We start from the raw sequence: 18,278 nt of genomic DNA on the forward strand, positions 1-18,278 counted from the left end.
CTACTCATCTCCTCCCGGCTGAACGTAGCGATAACGTAACAGCTTTCTTTTTAGCCCCTCTAGCAGCACTAAATCTAACAGCGCCGCGATCGTTCCGATGACGATAATGCTCATCAGCACGCCTTCCATATCAGCGACCTCACCACGCCAGCGAGAGTAGAATCCCAGTCCTGCCATCGCTCCTCCCACCATTTCTGCTGCAATTAGGGAACGCCATGCGTTCCCGAATGCAACCTGTGCGCCAGTAACAAAGGCTGGTAGGGACTCAGGAGCAAATACCTTCGCCAGCAGCTGACGGCGGCTTGCACCCATCACACGGGCCAGCTCCAGATGCGTACGATTAACGCCTTCAGTGGCATTCAGAACGGATAGGGCCATGGGGAAGAAACTCGCAATAATAATGACTGTAATAATGGTTTTGTTACCGAAGCCTAACAATATAACAAAGAAGGGCACCCAAGTAATTGGTGGAATGGCCTGCAAAATAGATATCAGACTGCGCAGGTAAACGGCAAAGCCTTTCGAAATCCCACCAATTAGACCTAACAACGCTCCGAACAGGCACGCAAGGGGATATCCCCACAAGAGCCGGATCAGACTGTCACCGATATGGCCTCTGAATTCAGGATCTTGGATACTGCTGAACAAACGAACGAATACATCAGGCACATCTGGCAGCAAATAAGAGGGCAAGAATAACGCCGTGATCTGCCAAATCGCAAGAAGGCTCCCTACTGCAAGGAGATAGGGGAGCACTTTTCGCCAGAAGGAGCCTGATTTCGGTTTGGTCCGCGACACTTTCGAGTAGGATGGATTCACCGGAAACTCTCCTTTTGTATGATATATGACTTACCTATTATTTCTTCATTTGATCCTGCCAGCTTAAATCGATAATATCTGCTACTTTCACGTCTTTCTCGAGTACACCCTGTTCTTTCATCATGTCGGATATTTCCTGCATACGGGTCACTTGATCCGGTGTTATATCCCAGTTAAATACTTGCGTTTCAATCGCTTGTTTGATAACATCTACCGATTCTACTGTACCGCCATGGTGAGAAGTCATCGTATCTGAATCTACAAAATGCTTCATGATCAGTCCCGCAGATTTCTTCGGATCCTGTTGCAGCATTTCGATGGCTTCCTTCTGAGCATCCAGCAGTTGATTTACCGCTTCACGTTTGTTCTTCAAGTTATCTTCTGTTGTAATGACGACCATGCATGGAAACGGCCATACCTTACCAACTTCGTATATTTGTTTAGCACCGAGTGTGTGAGTGGCGATACTATCGTATGGCTCAAACACAAATGCTGCATCCACCGCGCCGGAAGCCAGAGATTGAATGGCCTGACCCGGATCAACATACACCATCTGCAAATCTTTACTCGTCAACCCTGCTTCCTTCAGTACAACACCATTCAGAACGATATCTGCCGTACTTCCTTGCCCTTGGGAAGCTAGCTTCTTGCCTTTAAGATCTTCCACTTTCGCAATAGGGCTGCCATCCTTCACAAGTACACTGTGGAATCCAAGCTGCGCTCCACCAACAACCTTTACTCCTGCCCCCTTTGAGGCCCATGAGACAGCATTCGTAAAACCAAGAACCCCGGCATCCACCTGTTTACCGACCATCGCTTTGATAAGATCAGTTCCGCTCTTGAACTGCTGCATTTTCACATTCAATCCGTGCTTCTCATAAAGATTCGCCTCATAAGCAAGCATGGCTTGCGCATCATCCATCACGTTCAGATAACCGACTACAAAATCGGTCTTCGCTTTACCATCTCCACTTCCTTGCTTCGCATCGTTGCCGCAGGCTGTAACCGCCAGCATCGCAATGACGAGCAGGCCTATCATGAACCCTTTCAGACTACGGGTACCCTTTATCATTTTAAATCCCCCTTTTTATATAAACCCGATAAACTTACTAGGATTATAAAAAGATTCCTGTCTATTGTCAATCCATTCCATTGGAATTTTAAGGATAGAGTAATATAGATATTTTCTCTTTATGGTATTCTGTAAGTAATTAAAATCAGGAGGACCTCTGTCATGACTACACCATTCACCCCATCCCAAGGGACAGGGCCAATATTGCTGTTAGATCGCATACATGAACTATCCGAAGATGACGTGCTCTACTCTTTTGCACTGGACGAGCTGTTATGCAGGCAAACAGGGCGCGGCGGCCCGGCGATCTGCCATCTTTGGCGTCATCCTCGTGCTTTTGTGATGGGCGTACGAGATAGTAGACTACCAGAGGCCTCTGAGGCTGAGCAGCAGCTACGCAAGCTCGGTTATGACACAGCGACTCGCCACTCAGGCGGAGCGGCCGTACCGCTCGATCTAGGAGTTGTGAACCTCTCCCTCATTCTTCCACTCGGCGATCAGCCGAACCATCAGAACTTTCAGCAAGATTTCGAATGGATGGTGCTCTTGATACGAGAGGCACTCCGAGATACAGGTTATACCGTAGATACGGGTGAAATTGCCGGTGCTTTCTGCCCTGGCACATATGATCTTAGTATTGAGGGGCGCAAGTTTTGTGGTATTGCCCAGCGGAGACAGAATAAAGCGTTCATTATTCAAGCCTTTATTATCGCTGAAGGTTCTGGCAGTGAGCGCGCAAGTCTCGTCCGATCCTTTTATGACAAGGCTGCGGCAAAAGCTGACCCTGCCGACTATCCATTGGTTCAACCAGAATCAACCGCAAGCCTTGAGCAACTGACAACTCTTGGCCCGAATGCAGTTGACGTCTTCACAGAAGCCGTTAAGAGAGTCATCAGGGAGTGGCAAGTTAGCATGGAACAAGCTGAGATGATATCAGCAGCTGCCAACCTGCAGCTTCCGTCTTCGGAAGAGATCCGTCATATGGCACAATCACTTCGTCAGCGCTATACACGGGATTAAACGCAAAGAGAACCGCCCTGTTTCTAAGGCGGTTCTCTCCAAATGATATGAGGTTTATTTCAATAAGTGTGAAGTTCTCTACACTAAAGGGTCAGTCGCTGATTCGGTGGTTGTGCTGATCCCCGAATATCCCGAATGTGCAGACCTAAGAAGCAGATCGTGGCTAGAACAAGCAGCCCGCAGTTCACGATAAATACGGCTTTAATATCCATCTGCGAGAATAAATATGACCCTACCACAGCACCCACGGTAGCAGCGAATACACTCATGAACATCGACATGACAGCCTGCCCCGTAGAACGATAGCGATCGGGAATCAACTGGATCATATACTGAGCTGTATAAGAAAGATAGATTGCGATGGCTATGCCCATTACCGCTTGTGAGAACAATAATACTGCAAGATTCATCGTAAAAATGATCATTAACGAGCGAACAGCGAACAGAAACGTACTCAACGCAAGCATGAATAGTGGGTGAAAGCCGCTACCGTGTCGTCCAATGATGATGAAGACGACAACCTCAACACCCGCGGGGATCATCCATGCCAAACCATTATGAAACGAAGTCCCTCCCAGATCGACAAGCAGGAAACTTAAATATTGGTCACTCATGACCATGGCTATACCGCATAGACAGCTTACGAGCAGGAACAACAGCACTTGAGGTTCACGAAACAGCGGCCAGGCTTCCTTCATCGATACCTTCTCCACCAGCTCAATGCTGTCCTTAGAAGGCCTCCTCGGATCACTAACAGGTATAAGGCTAATCAGCGCGAACGCCATGAACAACAGAAACATGTAGCCGATGGGTTGAAGTCCCGTAATAAACCCTAATGTTATGCCAACAATCAATGCAGCAAAAGAAAATCCTGCTGCTCCAGCACTTCGTAGTGAGGCATAAGAGAGCTTCAAGCTCGTTGATTTCAACATAATGAAGCTTTCCACGAGCACAGCCACCGGAGCTGCAAAAAATTGATAGGTTAGCATCGAGGCCATAACACCAAACGGATTTTTCAGTGTAAACATAACGGCAACGGACAGCAGCGACATCAAGTTTAGTCCAATAAGTAACAGTTTGATTCGGCTTAGCTTGTCACTCAGAATACTCCACATGTAATTCGATAACAGTGCTACAATCGGCAGTAGAGCATTTTGGAGGCCGTATAATTCTCCTGAATATCCGACATCTCTGAAATAAAGCGGAAAAAACGAAGCAACGATCCCTGCTGGAACAAATAAAAGAAAAACCGATATAAACGATAGCGGAGCTTGTTGGTTAAAATATGATCTCAATATTCACACCTCACTACTTCCATGAAGGCGACCGTCAACTTAGCTCCGCCCAAATTATGTATACTACTTAAAGCATTGTAGACAATGATTAGCGCCATTGGCAACGATAAAAACAATGAAACACCATCTTGTAATACATAAAACGGAAGTTTCATTGATTTTGGAAAGCGTTTACCTTACAATTTTAGTAGGCAAACATCACGTTAGCGAGCAACTTAGGAGGTCACACCCATGAAATGGAATCATTTCAAGTCGAAGCTACTACTAAAATATACATTGTCCTATATAGCTATTTTCCTCATCCCGCTCGTTATCATGACGATTATCCTCTATCTCAATGCTGCCAAAACACTTCGTTCTGAGATTGAGCAAACGAATGTCAATCAGCTGAATCAAGCCAAGACGGTTATTGATGAACGTATGAAGGAGCTTCAGGATATGGCATCCCGAATCTCTTACGACGAGCAGCTGACAAAATATTTGACACATGACCCTTATTACAGCCGCGAGGCGATATTTGCTTTATCTAAATACAAAGCGACCAGTTCTATCATTAATGAAGTTTTCCTGTTTTTTCGTGAAGATGATCAAATCTATTCCTCTCAAGGCCTCGAGGATCTCGATGTTTTCACCAAGCGGTACAAATTTCATTCCTGGAACGAGACAGATATGGTTCGCGACTTAAATACATTACAAATCCCAACCATGCGTCCAGCGGAACAAGTGGATCAAAGAAGCAATGTTCCAGAATCTTTGCTTGCCTACCTTGTACCCATTACACCGAACCAACCGAATGCACATGGGACCGTCATGTACTTGATACATGAATCTACCTTGACTGGATTAATTGATTCCATCCTTGGTGACTACCAAGGGATGACTTATATATTTGATAATAATGGAGAGGTGCTGGCTGGTAATTATCATGGAGAGACGATGACTCCCCAGGAAGTAGATTCCTTATTCAAGCTAAAGCCTGGAACTCACAGCCTTTCACTAAATCATGAACCCCATTCTGTTGTATCGGTTAAATCCGATTCTGGATGGACCTATGTCACTGCCATGCCAAGCAGTCAGTTTTTCAGCCGGATTGTTCATATACGCTCAATTATTATCCTTGTTTTCTCCCTTACCGTTGTCATGGGTACGTTCCTAGCAATTATACTAGCGCGGAAACAATACCATCCTATCTCCGACCTAATGGAATTTGTCAAACTAAAAGCAGCGGCCGACACTTCCTCCAGTAACGAGCTGGAATGGATCAAGAAAACATTATACGACTACAGCCAGCGTGTAGATCTTCAAGAGCCTTATGCACGCAATCACATTTTGTTAATCATGTTGAAGCACGGTCATACAGAGGAATTCACACCTGAGTTCAAAGAAACACTAGGCATCCGGTTTAACCGCAACCACTACTTCGTGATATGTATGGGTTGGGATGCGAATACATCTTTGAAAAGTGATGGTACTGAATCGGATAGTGTCTTTATGCTAATGAACGATGTAGAACTACCCGCCCATTCTGCCCATGTCTATGGAATTGAATTACCTCAGCCCGACAGATTAGCTCTTATTGTTGGTTTTGATGCTGCAACAGGTGATGAAGCCCAGTTACAAACGTTAATGGAGGGGATCGTCGAGACGCTTGGTCTGATGGTGAAGGAGCATATGAATCTATCTCCTGCTATTGGAGCTGGCGCACGTTACAGTCATCCAGAACAGCTGAATCAATCTTACATTGAAGCCTCATCTGCTTTTGAGTCATCAATGCTTCATGGCGAGGGTAGCATTACCTTTTTCGATAAATTATCTGGCATAGAGGATCCGGATTCTTCATTTTGGGTGCCAAAAGATGTACTTCTAAAACTCGTTCAAAGTTTGAAGCAAGGAAGCTATGATGTAGCGGTCCAGATGGTCTCAACTGCGCTAAACAATTTGAAGACAGAGAAACCGAGTGTCCCTCTAGTGAGATGTATATGCTTCGATATTCTGAATACGATGCTAAAAACCGCTTCAGAACTCGAAATTCACCATGTGGTGAATGAAATTCCACGAATCACCTCCTTTGACTCCCTTGAGGATTTGGAGAAGAGCCTTACAAGACTAGCTGCAGATATCTGTGCTCATGTCGAAGCGAAAAGTGAAACTGAAGAAAGCTCTCTCATGGATCAGATTCTGACCTTTATCGATCATCACTTTACCGAATACGATTTAAGTTTAGCGACGATCTCTAACAAATATTCCATATCCTCTTCGTATTTCAGCCGTTCTTTCAAAGAGAAGGTAGGGATTAACTTCTCCCAGTATATATGGCAGAAACGGATGGACGAGGTCATCAGGCAGCTCTTGCATACAAGCGATCCTTTAAAAGACATCATTACACGAGTCGGTTATCTCGACACACCAAACTTCATTCGCAAGTTCAAGAAGGAGCTTGGCTGCACCCCTGGCCAATATCGTAAAATGCACAGTCTAAACGGATCCTCCATCCCATCAGACGATGAGGAAGAAGAATACACAGGATAACAAGCCCTTATACATTATAAAAACAACGAACTCCCCAAGGCTTTAGCCTCGGGGAGTTCGTTGTTTGGTACCTTGAAACTATAATTAGCCTTGAAGTCCTTGATGCATGGCTCCAAGCAGACTGTATGTTTTGTCACAGCCATACTCCCAGAACATAACACCTGCAAGACCCTCAGCCTTTACATACTCACATTTACACTGTATCGATTCCTCATCATCATAAGAGATCAGGCTCGATCCATCGAACAAGTAAGGCGCCTTAGCCTCATCATCCCAATAACGAACATAACCATTCTTATTAATGTAGTTCGCAGCCAGCTCCGTAAAGTCAGGACCGTAGCCGCCTGTTGTACCAGCCATCTGATGAAGGCCGTGGTTACGATCAGGAACCTGCTTCCAGACACGGGAGTAGAATGCAGCTCCAATAACAATCTTCTCCTTCGGCACGCCTGCACGGATGAATATGTTGACGGAAGCCTCTGTACTAATACGGAACAAATCACCTGTTGATGTATGCAGGTTCGTGTGATGACCCGTCAGCACTTGGAATCCTCCGCGCATATCGTAGGTCATTAGCTGAACGAAATCCAGATACTTCTGCACTTGATCCATCTCCGTGCCATCCACGTAATACTGATCAGCACCTGCCGCAATGGTAAGTAGATAGTGACGTCCATCTTGAGTGCCTTTTGCATCCAAAGCTTCACGGATGGTTTTGAGCAGCAATGTGAAATTTTGTTTGTCATTCGGGCTCGAAGCAATCTCAGCTTCACCATAGCAAGGATATTCCCAATCCAGATCGATACCGTCTAGAGGGAGATCATTCAAGATCTGAACTGCGGAAGCTGCCATGCTATTTCTTCCTTCTTCTGTGGAAGCCGCCTCAGAAAATCCCCCAGCACTCCATCCTCCTACGGACAACAGGATCGTAAGCTCAGGATGCTCGGATTTAATCTTCCCAATCGACTCTTTATTCTGTAGATGCTCAATCGTAATGGCATCGTTACGAACATGGCCAAAGGCAATGTTCATATGCGTTAATTTCGATAAGTGCTCGTGTGTCATATTCGGAAGGTCTCTATCAGACACATATCCAGCAGAAATATATTTCTTCGTCATTCTCATTCACTCCGATTCTTGGGGTCGCTTAAACACACCAGATAAAATTTGTAATGCTTCCTTTCCGGTACCGATCTTGTACCCGGAGGAGGTATATCGAATTTGGTCTAAGGCGTCCAGCACAAACAGATGCGGGAAGCCAGCTTCACTAGCAGGTGACTTCGATATGAAATCTGGTAAAGATGCATAGGATGAATCCCGTACAAAAACAGTTCGTGCAGGCAGGTTCGGATAATTCGCAGGATTAAATGAAGCTGTCCACTCCGAATCGCCAACGATCAGAACGATCGGTGAGCCCAGCTTATCAAGCGGTTCAGCTATCTCGCTCAGCTCACGGAACAAATGCTTAGTCGGCTCCCGTTCAGGCTCGATCCACGCAGTTATCGCTCCCTCAGTCCCGATCAGATCGCCCAGTAATACTTCGGTACTGCCATCCAACTGAAGCAGCGAGCTGCTGCGATCTAAAGTACCAAGAACAGGAATCTCCGAAGTCGTCTCACGGTAAGTCAGCGTAACTGTGGTTTGTTCAGCAGCGCTCACCGTGAAATATGAAAAGCGAGCTCTTACCGTTCCATCCTTCAGGCGAATGCCTGAGGTTAAGCGATAAGCTCCTGGATCCACTTCAAATGGTTCATCGTAGACATCTTTTTTGCCGTGAGGATAAACGAGTGTCTTGTACACCCCATCCTCCAGACGGGCAAAAGAGAAGTTCTCATAGTAGGATGCTGCCGGCGTATCCTCTGCAGCTTCCGGATCCGGCAGTAGTTGCAGTGTACCACTCGTCACGTGCTGATCCTCTTCTTGTGAGGAAGATGAGATTGCAAATACAGCATCCACCCAGTTCCCATCAACGAGATATTGCGGCTTCTGCTCGCTCGGGTGAAGACGTGCCGGGATGCCCAAACTACGGCAGACAGCCACGAACATAATGTCTAGTGACACCCTATCTCCCATGCCCAAGCGGTATGTACCCAGTGGATTCCCTTTACCCTTCAGGTTAGGGAGGTCCTCCCAGATTTCATACCCCTGCTCTAAGGTCCGCGCAAGCTCTGCAGGATTAGTCTTAAATACCTCAATTTCTGCGTCACTAAAGGACTCTCGGAAAGCTTGTCTATATGGCACAATCATCTCATGGAGAACGCGTGGGCATAAAATATATTTGGAGAATACATCTTCTGCCTCCGCGAAATCTCCGAGATACACGAGCGCACCCTTCAGATGATCATCAAGCGTAAGTTGGAACGTATCAGTCAAATCCTTTTCATTCAAAGTTTCCAGCAAGCATAGCGGCCACTGGCCATGTTCAGCGGAACGATCTTGAAGAAATGTTGCGATCTCTTTGCTGTTCCCGCGTGCTTTTCGCAGTACATCCCACACTCTGTCAGACGGTAGTCCTGCTGCTTCGGCAATTCGTAACGCATCCTCTTCACTAAGGAAGGTAGACTCGTAATTTGTCCGTATCTTTGTACCTTCTTCAAGACGATTGTTGTGATGTTGAATCTTCTCTTCCGTGAGCGATTCAGCACCTTCTCCCTCACGTTCTGGAGGAGGAACCAAGTCGAAATCAAACGTACCCAGCGGTTGCTCCGAAGTATCGAGCACGAGCTCAAAGGATTCACGATCCGCAACGGTTATCGCCATTTCGCCCCACTGGCCGTCTTTCACTGCACGAATTAGCAGGTCGCCGTAGCCAGTCTTAAATGAAGCTTGTCCCTGCTCATCCGTTGGGAGGATGGCAATCGGATATAGTTCAGCCATGTTATACAACTGGAAGTGAACTTCAGCACCACTAACTGGAACACCCTGTCCGTCTTTCACATGAATGTGGATCGTACGCGTAGGCGCATAATTCTCCATCAGGTTGATTTCCGTAAACCATTCGTCTGTAAGTGTGATATCTTCAGGTCCAGGATAATCCGCGAAGATACGAGTGTTGATTAACATCCCGCGTCTTGCAGGCGGGCTGAACCAGCCTTGATTAAGCCGTGCTTCTGGCTCGCAAGCACCGAAATAGAACCATTCACCATCAGCCCAAGCCTCTACCCATGCATGGTTGTCATCACAATGCGCCCAGCGCGGAGTATATACCTGACGAGCAGGGATACCAATACTGCGCAGCGCTGCGACAGCCAGCGTAGATTCCTCACCACAACGCCCTCTCGCATTACGCATCATACCAAGTGGTGACATCGTCCGCAGGTCACTACCAATGTAGGTTGCCGTCTCATGACACCAATAGTTGGCTTCCATAATAGCCTCTGCCATGGATAAATGTGCTGTCCGTTCAGACAATTCATTATACATAACTCCGCGGTAATCCTCGATATTCTCGGTATTTACCCGGTAAGGAAGAACGAAATGCAAGAATAAATGGTCTGGCACACGTGCTCCCCAAGGAACCTGCTTCCGGATCGCGAGCGTCTGACGCACATGGCTCAGGAATAGTTCACCATTGTAGTCAGCCATATCGTTGATCGGCATATAGGCATATAAATATTTCAGCGCCCAAGTCTCTTCCTCGGTTAGCTCCTCTTGAAAGATATCAAACAACTCAGGCTTACGCGATCCAACAATCTTCTGTTTCTTACGAAATTTCTGATCGATTAACTCCAGCATAGATGGTTCCAAAGAAAATACAGATGTCTGTATCGTCATGAATGCTTACTCCTTCCATAGCTTTCCGTCTTCTCGAATACAGATGAATCCTTGTCCATCCGAGGACGGAGCTGTGATCTGAAACAGACCACGGGTCGTTTCAATGACTGGATCAATGCTCCACACATCGTCACCCATGAGCTGCTTTTTGTCCGTCGTAAACTGACCGTGAGCTTCGAAATAGTTACGTTCACGGTAATAGAGCTTACGCAGCTCCCACTTAATCAACTCATCCTTCGGCAGTTCAAAGGTGTCTGGTGTGCTTTCATCGGCAAACACAACGTAACCCCATAGCTCTGGATAGTGCATGTTGATGAGACCCATCGGCGACCATACCCAGTTGTCTTCCGGATAAGGTCTGCCTGTTTCCGGATTCAGCACTTTACGGTACTCACCATCTTGAACCTCCGTCTGCCATTCAACACGGGAGAAATTGACGCGCCAGAACTCACCTAAGAGAGGTGGACGGCTTTCAGCTGCACATTCCCGCAAGCTGGACCAAGGGATCGCTACTTCCACACTCCACTTCCGGTTGTCTGCATCCGGGCGATTCAGTTCACCGTCGATATGAACAGCGGTCTTCAGGCCGTTAATATCCCAGCCATTCACCGGAGGGCCACCGTCACGGTATGGCTTTACCAGAAGCAGATCCCATACCGTGTTCAGCGCGTTAATCTCAAACTCATAATAATTGTGTGTATCGCCATCGGGATCGATGAAAATCTCAAAATCTTTGTCATAAAAAATGACGGAGTCACGTTCTGTCAGCGTCGCCCAAATCTGATCCTCGATCATCTCTGCTGCGAAGTAGAAATACTCATCATCCCATAGCATCTTGACCCGGGTCTGCTTGCTCGGTTTTGGACGAAGATCGCCTTCGATATCTACGAAATCGTCGGTCCAATCCGCTGCGTTCCAGAATGCCTTATCTACTCGGCCATCTAATTCAAGCGGCCCTTCCGCCCGTCTACATACATAATGCTTAGGAGCATATTCAATATTTGGCTCCGGCACTCCACTTCTGTTCATTGTTCTACCCCGCTTCTTTATTGATGGTTAAATCCTCGTTAGTTATGGGTTACAACAGCTCCAGAACCGCCATACATGTCCAGCTCTTCATCGAATTCAAGCTTCAAGACCGTAACATGCTCATGAGTATCCTCAGGAGTCATATGAATCCAAGTTGTACCTGGGATGTTGAACCAAGGCACACCGCCATGAATCTCATGAGTGAGCTCCTTGCCGGAATGAAGCACAGTAATTTTCTTAATCGGGTTACACAGACCTTTCAGACATACATTCTCTTTCGGATCATCGTATACAAATAGATATAATGTTTTCTTGTCCTCGGAAAGTGTGCTACCTCCCAAATAATAGCGGGTCATGATGCCTTCACCTGTTCCGAAAACAGCTTCTTCATGAGCCCTGATCCATTCACCCAGTCCAAGCAGAATGTCTTCCTGACGCTTATCAATCGTTCCGTCCTCACGAGGACCGATATCGAGCAGCATATTACCACCCATGGAAATACAGTCACAGAACATCCGGATAATCTGGTTCAGTGATTTATACTTATTGTCTGTTGGCACATAGCCCCACGATGAATTAATCGTCGTACAGAACTCCCAAGGTCCTTCCGGTCTTGTAATCGGAATCCCCTGCTCCGGCGTCTTATAATCCCCATGTCCCTGAAGGCGTGAATTGATCATGATGTCCGGGTTAAAGGACTGTAGATAATGCTTGAACTCAGGTAAGTTCCATTGTTCAGCGCTCCGCTCCCAATCGCCGTCGAACCATAACAGGTCCACTTTACCATAATTCGTTAAAATTTCCCGCAGTTGATTATTGTTAAATTCAAGGAATTTCTGCCATTTCTCTTCATCCTGTACTCCATCCACGGGGTTTGAATGCGGGTTCACATTACTGAGATCCTCAGGAACCTTTCCACCTTCAAATACACTTGGATAATCCGGGTGAGACCAGTCAATAAGTGAATAGTACATCCCTAGGTGAATACCTCGTTTCGTAATTGCTTCTGCGTACTCCTTAATAATGTCTCGTTTAACAGGGGTCTTCTTCACTACATTTAGATCGCTGTACTGCGTATCCCACAGCGCTACACCATCATGGTGCTTGGTTGTTAGTACTGCGTATTTCGCACCTGACTTCTCTATTAAATCAGCCCACTGGTCGGCATCAAATTTAGATGCGGTAAAACCGTCCAGCTGCTTCATATATTCATCGTAAGAGATTCTTCCGTTATAGAAGGACCATGATTCCGCGACTCCATCCACGGCATAAATACCGTAGTGTATAAATATCCCTAGCTTTGCGTTATCAAACCAATTTTTTTGCATATTCTGTCACACCTTCCTTATGTATCAGCTCTAGTTATTGTTAATCACTTACTTGAACATCCGAATGAATTGTAATTTACGTTAGACGAAGTACATGAGCGATCGGAGCTAAACCTTGACGTTCCTGTTCTGGCAAACGTACCACGATTCCCGCATCTGTGCGGCTGAAATCAAGCACTTCTTGTCCACCCACTAGATCAATGCGATTAAAATCCCCCTGAATCGGTATATACAGTTCATCTGGAATATTCTCATTCTCATCCTTATAGAGGTAGAAGGCATACGTTGTACCGCCTTTTTGAGTAAACTGAACGTTCTCCACAGAATATGGCTCACAAGCACGAGTTTCATAGATCGCTTCTCCATGAACATTCAGCCATGCTCCCATACCTTTAATCCGAGCAATCGCTGTTTTGGACAATCTTCCATCTGGCTGTGGCGCTACGTTCAGCGCAAGGTTACCGCCTTTTGCAACGATCTCAACAAGAAGGTGAATGAGCTGTCGAACTGATTTGTAATTATCCTCATAGCGGAAAGAGAACGCAGATCCCATGGTGATGCAGCTCTCCCATGGTACATGCAGTGCACGCTCAGGAAGCGTCTGCTCTGGTGTAATCAAATTCTCATATGGACCGCCCACCGTGCGATCTGCTGACAGAAGCCAAGGCTGGATCTTCCGTGCCTTATCCACCACTTCACCCAACCGGATATTCTGATCGCGATAATCATTGACCCATCCGGCATCAAGCCACAACACATCGATGCGGCCGTAATTGGTCATAAGTTCCATGATCTGTTCGTGCGAAAACTGAACGAATTGCTCCCATAGCCAAGGGTACTCCTTCGGATCATAGGTAGGCCCTCTTGATGTGGTGGTTCCAGGCTTCATACCCGGTGCCCAGTAATAGGGAGTATGCCAGTCGGCTTTGGAGAAATACGCTGAAATACCTAGTCCCTTTGCACGGAAAGCGTCAAATAGTTGTTTTGTGATGTCAGCGAATTTGTGCGTATGGAATGGACAATCGGGACCCGTAATCCTGTAATCCGTTGTGTGGGTATCCCACATGCAGAATCCGTCATGATGCTTGGTCGTAAAGTTGAGATATTTAAAACCGTTCTCAGCAGCCAAATCAGCCCATAAATCAGGTTGAAACCGAAGAGGATTAAACGTCTTATTTAATGCAAAATACTGGCGCTTTAGCTCCTCCGCATCGATATCCCAATCAATCTCATTGCGCGACCATTCTTCGTCTGTGTCACTGAGTGCCCATGACTCCACAAGCCCGAGCTGAGAATAGGGACCCCAGTGCATCATCAATCCCAGCTTCTGATCCTTAAACCACTCCAGTCGCTCAAGCAGCAGCGGGTCCTCTGGCTTAACCCATTCTTTCTCACTGCTGTAATTATGAACACCCTGCTCGATAAAGTCTTCTTTCTCTTCCTCTATCAATTTGTTATCACTCATTTCACACCTCCGAAGTTATGTATTCGACATCATATTCTATTAGCCTTGTAAAAAAATGAATTCGTTTTCATAGTGAGGTTAATAATGTTAATAGCCAACCTCCGGTCACGATGGACCGGGCTGTGTTGGCTATTGTTTTTAAATATATTTAAGTTTATTTCTCTGTATTCCAACGATCATATGCACCTTGATAAAGCTCAACGAGGCGGTCAGATCCCATTTTCTTGACTTGAGCAGCATACTTGTCCCAATTCGATAGTGGCTCTTGGCCCGTAACGAATTTCGCTTCCATCTGCTGAACATACGTGTTGAGGTCAGACATCAGAGCACTTGCCTCACTCTGTTCTTCATTTGTAAGATATACGTTAGGGAACGGAGCTTTCGCGATTGGAATTAACTTCTCTTCGTTTTGTTTATTAATCCATTGATCAAAGTCGGATTGAAGTCCTTTAGACACTTCCGGATCATTGATACCTGGTGTCAAAATACCGAAGTTTGGTGTTATTTTGCCTTTGTATTCCTCACGATCGCCACCGCCTGGTACCGGCAACCATTCTTTTACGCGATTCTCTTTATCTTTGAACTTCCAAAGTGTATTCTCTGGTCCTTGAGAGAATAGTGTTGAACCTTCATAGCTGTAAAGATAGTCGATCCAACGCATAGTAGCTTCAGGAGCTGGGTTTTTGCTCGTAATGGCGAAGGTACCATTCGTAGATATCCCTGGATGCTTACCATAAACTGGAGAACCTTCAATATCACTCTTCACTGGTGTCATCATCGGATGATCTGAGCTTGGCTCGCCCCCGAGTGTAAAGTATGGATAGTAATCATTAAACAATGCGATCTGATTCTTCTGACCTTTCGACTTCTTCTGATCCGATGTCTGGGAGAACGTTTCATGATCTAGTAGATCTTCTTTCCATAGACGGTTCATGAATGTCAGGTAACTTTTGTATCCTTCTTCTTGAGGAGAGTAATGTACTTTACCATCCTTGTCAGCATAGATTTTCTCGTCGTACATTCCAAAGAATCCAAAGAAGTACATACGTAGATCATCCAGTTTTACGGAAGTCAGTGGAATTTCATCCTTTTGTCCATTACCGTTCGGATCTTCCTCTTTCACTCGTTTCAAGAACGTGTACAACTCCTCTGTTGTCTTCGGTTCTTCAACATTAAGCGCCTTCAAGAATTTACCGTTATACCACATCGGACCGCGGTACCAAACTGCTGCACTATCAATAAAAGGTAGCGCATACATATGGCCGTCAGGAGTCGTGAACGACTTACGAATATCCGGGTTCTCGTCTAGAATTTTCTTCAGATTAGGCGCATAGCCCTCATCAATATATTTTTCCAATGGAATAAGTACACCCTGACTACCATAAGTCACTTGCTCCGCTGGTTTTAAATCCGCTGCATAGAACATATCCGGCACATCGCCACTCGCAAAAACGAGATTCTTCTTCGTTTCAAAGCTATCAACTGGTGAGAGCTGATATTCTAGCTTAATGCCTGTTAGTTTCTCCATCTCTTGCAATACAGGCATCTTGTTCCAATCTGCTACACCCGCATCCTGGGACATGACCTTCAGCGTAATTGGCTGCTCAACGATTGGAAATCCTTCTTTTTTTACGTCAGCTGCACTAGTAGAACCGGATGAACCGCTTTCACCTTTAGCGCCACAAGCAGCCAGTATACCGGCTGATAGTGTGAGGCAGAGTAAGATAGATGATGCCTTACGAAGCTTATTCATGACAACAACTCCCCTTGTTTAGTGTTTGATGTTTTGATGTTTTTTCTATGACACGATCAGCCCTTTACAGAACCAATCATAACACCCTGGACAAAATAACGCTGAAGGAATGGATAGATCGCAATGATTGGAACCGTAGCTACGATAATAACCGCATACTTAACGAGTGCAGCAATTTCTGCCTTACTGTTCATCGCAGCAGCTGTCGAAGCATCAATGGCTCCGCCACCCTGTGCAGACATTTGTTGAAGTACGAGAATTTGACGCAATACCAGCTGCAATGGATATTTAGCTGAATCATTCAGATAAATGAGAGCCGAGAAGTAGCTGTTCCAGTTACCTACACCATAGAACAAAGCCATAACTGCGATGATTGGCATAGAGAGCGGCAGAATGATTTTGACGAACAATCTCATATTCGTACATCCATCAATCTGAGCTGCCTCCTGTAATTCCTTCGGAATCGAGCTTTGGAAGAACGTACGAGATACGATAATGTTCCAAATCGATGCAGCCGATGGAATGACGATAGCCCAAATTGTATCAATCATGCCGAGCTGTTTTACAAGTAGGTAGGAAGGTACGAGCCCACCACCAAAGAACATCGTTACCATGAACATGCCCATAAAGAAGTTGCGGCCAATAAAATCCTTACGGCTTAGAGCGTAAGCTGCAGGAAGAGTTACTACTAAGTTAATCGTCGTTCCGACTACCGTATAAAGAATCGTATTACCATATCCAATCCAAATACTAGTGTTCTCGAAGACTCGCTTGTAGCCGTCAAATGTAATTCCCTTTGGAAAGAGCCACATTTCCCCGGAACCGACAAGCTTCGGATCACTGATCGATGCGCTGACCATATACACTAAAGGATAGAACACAATGAGAAATGCAAAGAATACATAGATATAATTGCAAATCAGAAATATTCTGTCTCGTTTGGTTTCCTTAACACCTGTAAGCATTCATATCTTCCTCCTTTCTACCACAAACTATTTTCACTTGTACGGCGAACAATCTGATTCACAACAACCAACATAATTGCATTGATTACGGAGTTAAACAATCCGATTGCTGTCGAGAAGCTGTACTGAGCATCCACAAGACCTGAACGATATACAAACGTAGATATGACATCCGAGGCCCCCATGTTAAGCGGGTTCTGGAGCAATAAGATCTTCTCAAAACCTACACCTAGCAAACTACCTACATTCAGAATCAATAGAATGGTCATCGTAGGAATAAGTGTCGGGATGTTAATATGACGCAAACGCTGGAAGCGCGAAGCCCCATCGATAACAGCAGCTTCGTGAAGCCCTGGGTCTACACCAGAAAGCGCTGCCAAGTAAATGATAGTTCCCCAACCTGCGCTTTGCCATACACCGGAGAATACATACATGGTCTTAAACCATTTTGGATCTGTTAAAAAGTCAGGTGCAGTAAATCCGAGTCCCTCAATAATATTAATGATCATCCCTGTTGAAGGAGAAAGGAAAGTAATAATCATCCCCGCCATAACAACGACAGATATAAAGTGAGGTGCGTAGGTGACCGTCTGGGCCAACTTTTTAAAGAATCCGTTTCTTATTTCGTTAAATGCTAGAGCTAGAATAATGGGAATCGGAAATCCGACAGCCAGTTCGTACAAACTGATACTTAGTGTGTTCCATAATAGATCCCAAAAATAGTAGGATTCAAAGAATCGCTTAAAGTGATCGAAACCTACCCATGGGCTACCCGTAATCCCCATTGTTGGAATGAAATTTTTAAACGCGATCTGAATACCATACATCGGTCCATACGCGAAAATAAGAAAGTAAAAAAATGCAGGTGCTATAAAGATGTACAGCTCCCAATTCTGAAGCATTCTTTTCCATACACTTTTATTGCTCTTACCGAGCATCGTTCCCTGACTGCTTGCAATAGCAGCTTTTGTTTCCCGCATAGGATCACCCCTTCCTGATGATGTGGTTATTATTGTAATGATTCCTAAGTTAGCTATCACATCATGTCTCGATGTGTTAACGCTTACACGATTACAATAGCTGACAATCCTAATCATCGTAAATATGTCGTTTTGGGTATCCTTGAAAACCTAGTATTACCAAGGGTTTCAGCCATTTGACACCCCCTGCTGACAACTGGACAATGTGTTGTTTTTGACCCTCAAATTGCTTATTTTTTCGAATAAACC

13 protein-coding genes are annotated in these 18,278 nt (G+C 45.5%); 2 read left to right on the top strand and 11 right to left on the bottom strand.

Annotated elements, in window-relative coordinates; all coding sequences use genetic code 11:
* Complete coding sequence (locus ACK8P5_RS24205) at nucleotides 1-819, bottom strand: ABC transporter permease (protein WP_422658726.1); 819 nt, start codon at nucleotides 817-819, stop codon at nucleotides 1-3.
* Nucleotides 820-856: 37 nt separating this feature from the next.
* Nucleotides 857-1,891, bottom strand: coding sequence for an ABC transporter substrate-binding protein (locus ACK8P5_RS24210; RefSeq protein WP_422658727.1), 1,035 nt, complete (start codon nucleotides 1,889-1,891; stop codon nucleotides 857-859).
* Nucleotides 1,892-2,053: 162 nt separating this feature from the next.
* Between ACK8P5_RS24210 and ACK8P5_RS24215 the strand changes: the two genes are divergently transcribed.
* Nucleotides 2,054-2,911, top strand: coding sequence for a lipoate--protein ligase family protein (locus tag ACK8P5_RS24215; protein WP_422658728.1), 858 nt, complete (start codon nucleotides 2,054-2,056; stop codon nucleotides 2,909-2,911).
* Nucleotides 2,912-2,994: 83 nt separating this feature from the next.
* Here ACK8P5_RS24215 and ACK8P5_RS24220 read toward each other — a convergent pair whose 3' ends face one another.
* A complete protein-coding gene (locus ACK8P5_RS24220) occupies nucleotides 2,995-4,206 on the bottom strand; it encodes an MFS transporter (protein ID WP_422658729.1) in 1,212 nt (403 codons plus the stop codon).
* 231 nt (nucleotides 4,207-4,437) lie between these two features.
* Between ACK8P5_RS24220 and ACK8P5_RS24225 the strand changes: the two genes are divergently transcribed.
* Nucleotides 4,438-6,735 carry a helix-turn-helix domain-containing protein gene (locus tag ACK8P5_RS24225; protein WP_422658730.1) on the top strand — a complete coding sequence of 766 codons (2,298 nt, stop codon included), beginning with the start codon at nucleotides 4,438-4,440 and terminating at the stop codon, nucleotides 6,733-6,735.
* 84 nt (nucleotides 6,736-6,819) lie between these two features.
* On the opposite strand, the gene ACK8P5_RS24230 is transcribed toward ACK8P5_RS24225, so the two are convergent.
* The 8 genes from ACK8P5_RS24230 to ACK8P5_RS24265 form a co-directional block, all read right to left on the bottom strand.
* Entirely contained in the window at nucleotides 6,820-7,854 is a 1,035-nt protein-coding gene (locus ACK8P5_RS24230; RefSeq protein ID WP_422658731.1) for a glycoside hydrolase family 18 protein, read from the bottom strand.
* 6 nt (nucleotides 7,855-7,860) lie between these two features.
* Nucleotides 7,861-10,509, bottom strand: a complete 2,649-nt coding sequence (locus ACK8P5_RS24235; RefSeq protein WP_422658732.1) for a transglutaminase domain-containing protein — start codon at nucleotides 10,507-10,509, stop codon at nucleotides 7,861-7,863.
* 6 nt (nucleotides 10,510-10,515) lie between these two features.
* Nucleotides 10,516-11,538: a carbohydrate-binding family 9-like protein gene (locus ACK8P5_RS24240; protein WP_422658733.1), complete on the bottom strand. Its 1,023-nt coding sequence runs from the start codon at nucleotides 11,536-11,538 to the stop codon at nucleotides 10,516-10,518.
* 38 nt (nucleotides 11,539-11,576) lie between these two features.
* Nucleotides 11,577-12,866: an alpha-L-fucosidase gene (locus ACK8P5_RS24245; RefSeq protein ID WP_422658734.1), complete on the bottom strand. Its 1,290-nt coding sequence runs from the start codon at nucleotides 12,864-12,866 to the stop codon at nucleotides 11,577-11,579.
* Between the two features lie 76 nt (nucleotides 12,867-12,942).
* On the bottom strand, nucleotides 12,943-14,331 hold the full coding sequence (locus ACK8P5_RS24250) for an alpha-L-fucosidase (protein WP_422658735.1): 1,389 nt from the start codon (nucleotides 14,329-14,331) through the stop codon (nucleotides 12,943-12,945).
* Nucleotides 14,332-14,485: 154 nt separating this feature from the next.
* Complete coding sequence (locus ACK8P5_RS24255) at nucleotides 14,486-16,084, bottom strand: extracellular solute-binding protein (protein WP_422658736.1); 1,599 nt, start codon at nucleotides 16,082-16,084, stop codon at nucleotides 14,486-14,488.
* Between the two features lie 56 nt (nucleotides 16,085-16,140).
* The gene (locus ACK8P5_RS24260; RefSeq protein WP_422658737.1) at nucleotides 16,141-17,049 is read right to left on the bottom strand and encodes a carbohydrate ABC transporter permease; all 909 of its coding nucleotides are present in this window, start codon (nucleotides 17,047-17,049) and stop codon (nucleotides 16,141-16,143) included.
* A 17-nt stretch (nucleotides 17,050-17,066) separates the two neighbouring features.
* On the bottom strand, nucleotides 17,067-17,987 hold the full coding sequence (locus tag ACK8P5_RS24265) for an ABC transporter permease (protein ID WP_422661571.1): 921 nt from the start codon (nucleotides 17,985-17,987) through the stop codon (nucleotides 17,067-17,069).
* Between the last annotated feature and the right edge of the window lie 291 nt (nucleotides 17,988-18,278).

It is taken from the genome of Paenibacillus sp. EC2-1 (assembly GCF_049311625.1).
Classification (GTDB): domain Bacteria; phylum Bacillota; class Bacilli; order Paenibacillales; family Paenibacillaceae; genus Paenibacillus_AQ.

Excerpts from the sequence above, each read along its gene's own strand:
- ACK8P5_RS24210 (WP_422658727.1), bottom strand. The coding sequence starts at position 1,891 with ATGATAAAGGGTACCCGTAGTCTGAAAGGGTTCATGATAGGCCTGCTC.
- ACK8P5_RS24215 (WP_422658728.1), top strand. The coding sequence starts at position 2,054 with ATGACTACACCATTCACCCCATCCCAAGGGACAGGGCCAATATTGCTG.
- ACK8P5_RS24225 (WP_422658730.1), top strand. The coding sequence starts at position 4,438 with ATGAAATGGAATCATTTCAAGTCGAAGCTACTACTAAAATATACATTG.
- ACK8P5_RS24230 (WP_422658731.1), bottom strand. The coding sequence starts at position 7,854 with ATGACGAAGAAATATATTTCTGCTGGATATGTGTCTGATAGAGACCTT.
- ACK8P5_RS24235 (WP_422658732.1), bottom strand. The coding sequence starts at position 10,509 with ATGACGATACAGACATCTGTATTTTCTTTGGAACCATCTATGCTGGAG.
- ACK8P5_RS24240 (WP_422658733.1), bottom strand. The coding sequence starts at position 11,538 with ATGAACAGAAGTGGAGTGCCGGAGCCAAATATTGAATATGCTCCTAAG.
- ACK8P5_RS24245 (WP_422658734.1), bottom strand. The coding sequence starts at position 12,866 with ATGCAAAAAAATTGGTTTGATAACGCAAAGCTAGGGATATTTATACAC.
- ACK8P5_RS24250 (WP_422658735.1), bottom strand. The coding sequence starts at position 14,331 with ATGAGTGATAACAAATTGATAGAGGAAGAGAAAGAAGACTTTATCGAG.
- ACK8P5_RS24255 (WP_422658736.1), bottom strand. The coding sequence starts at position 16,084 with ATGAATAAGCTTCGTAAGGCATCATCTATCTTACTCTGCCTCACACTA.
- ACK8P5_RS24260 (WP_422658737.1), bottom strand. The coding sequence starts at position 17,049 with ATGCTTACAGGTGTTAAGGAAACCAAACGAGACAGAATATTTCTGATT.
- ACK8P5_RS24265 (WP_422661571.1), bottom strand. The coding sequence starts at position 17,987 with ATGCTCGGTAAGAGCAATAAAAGTGTATGGAAAAGAATGCTTCAGAAT.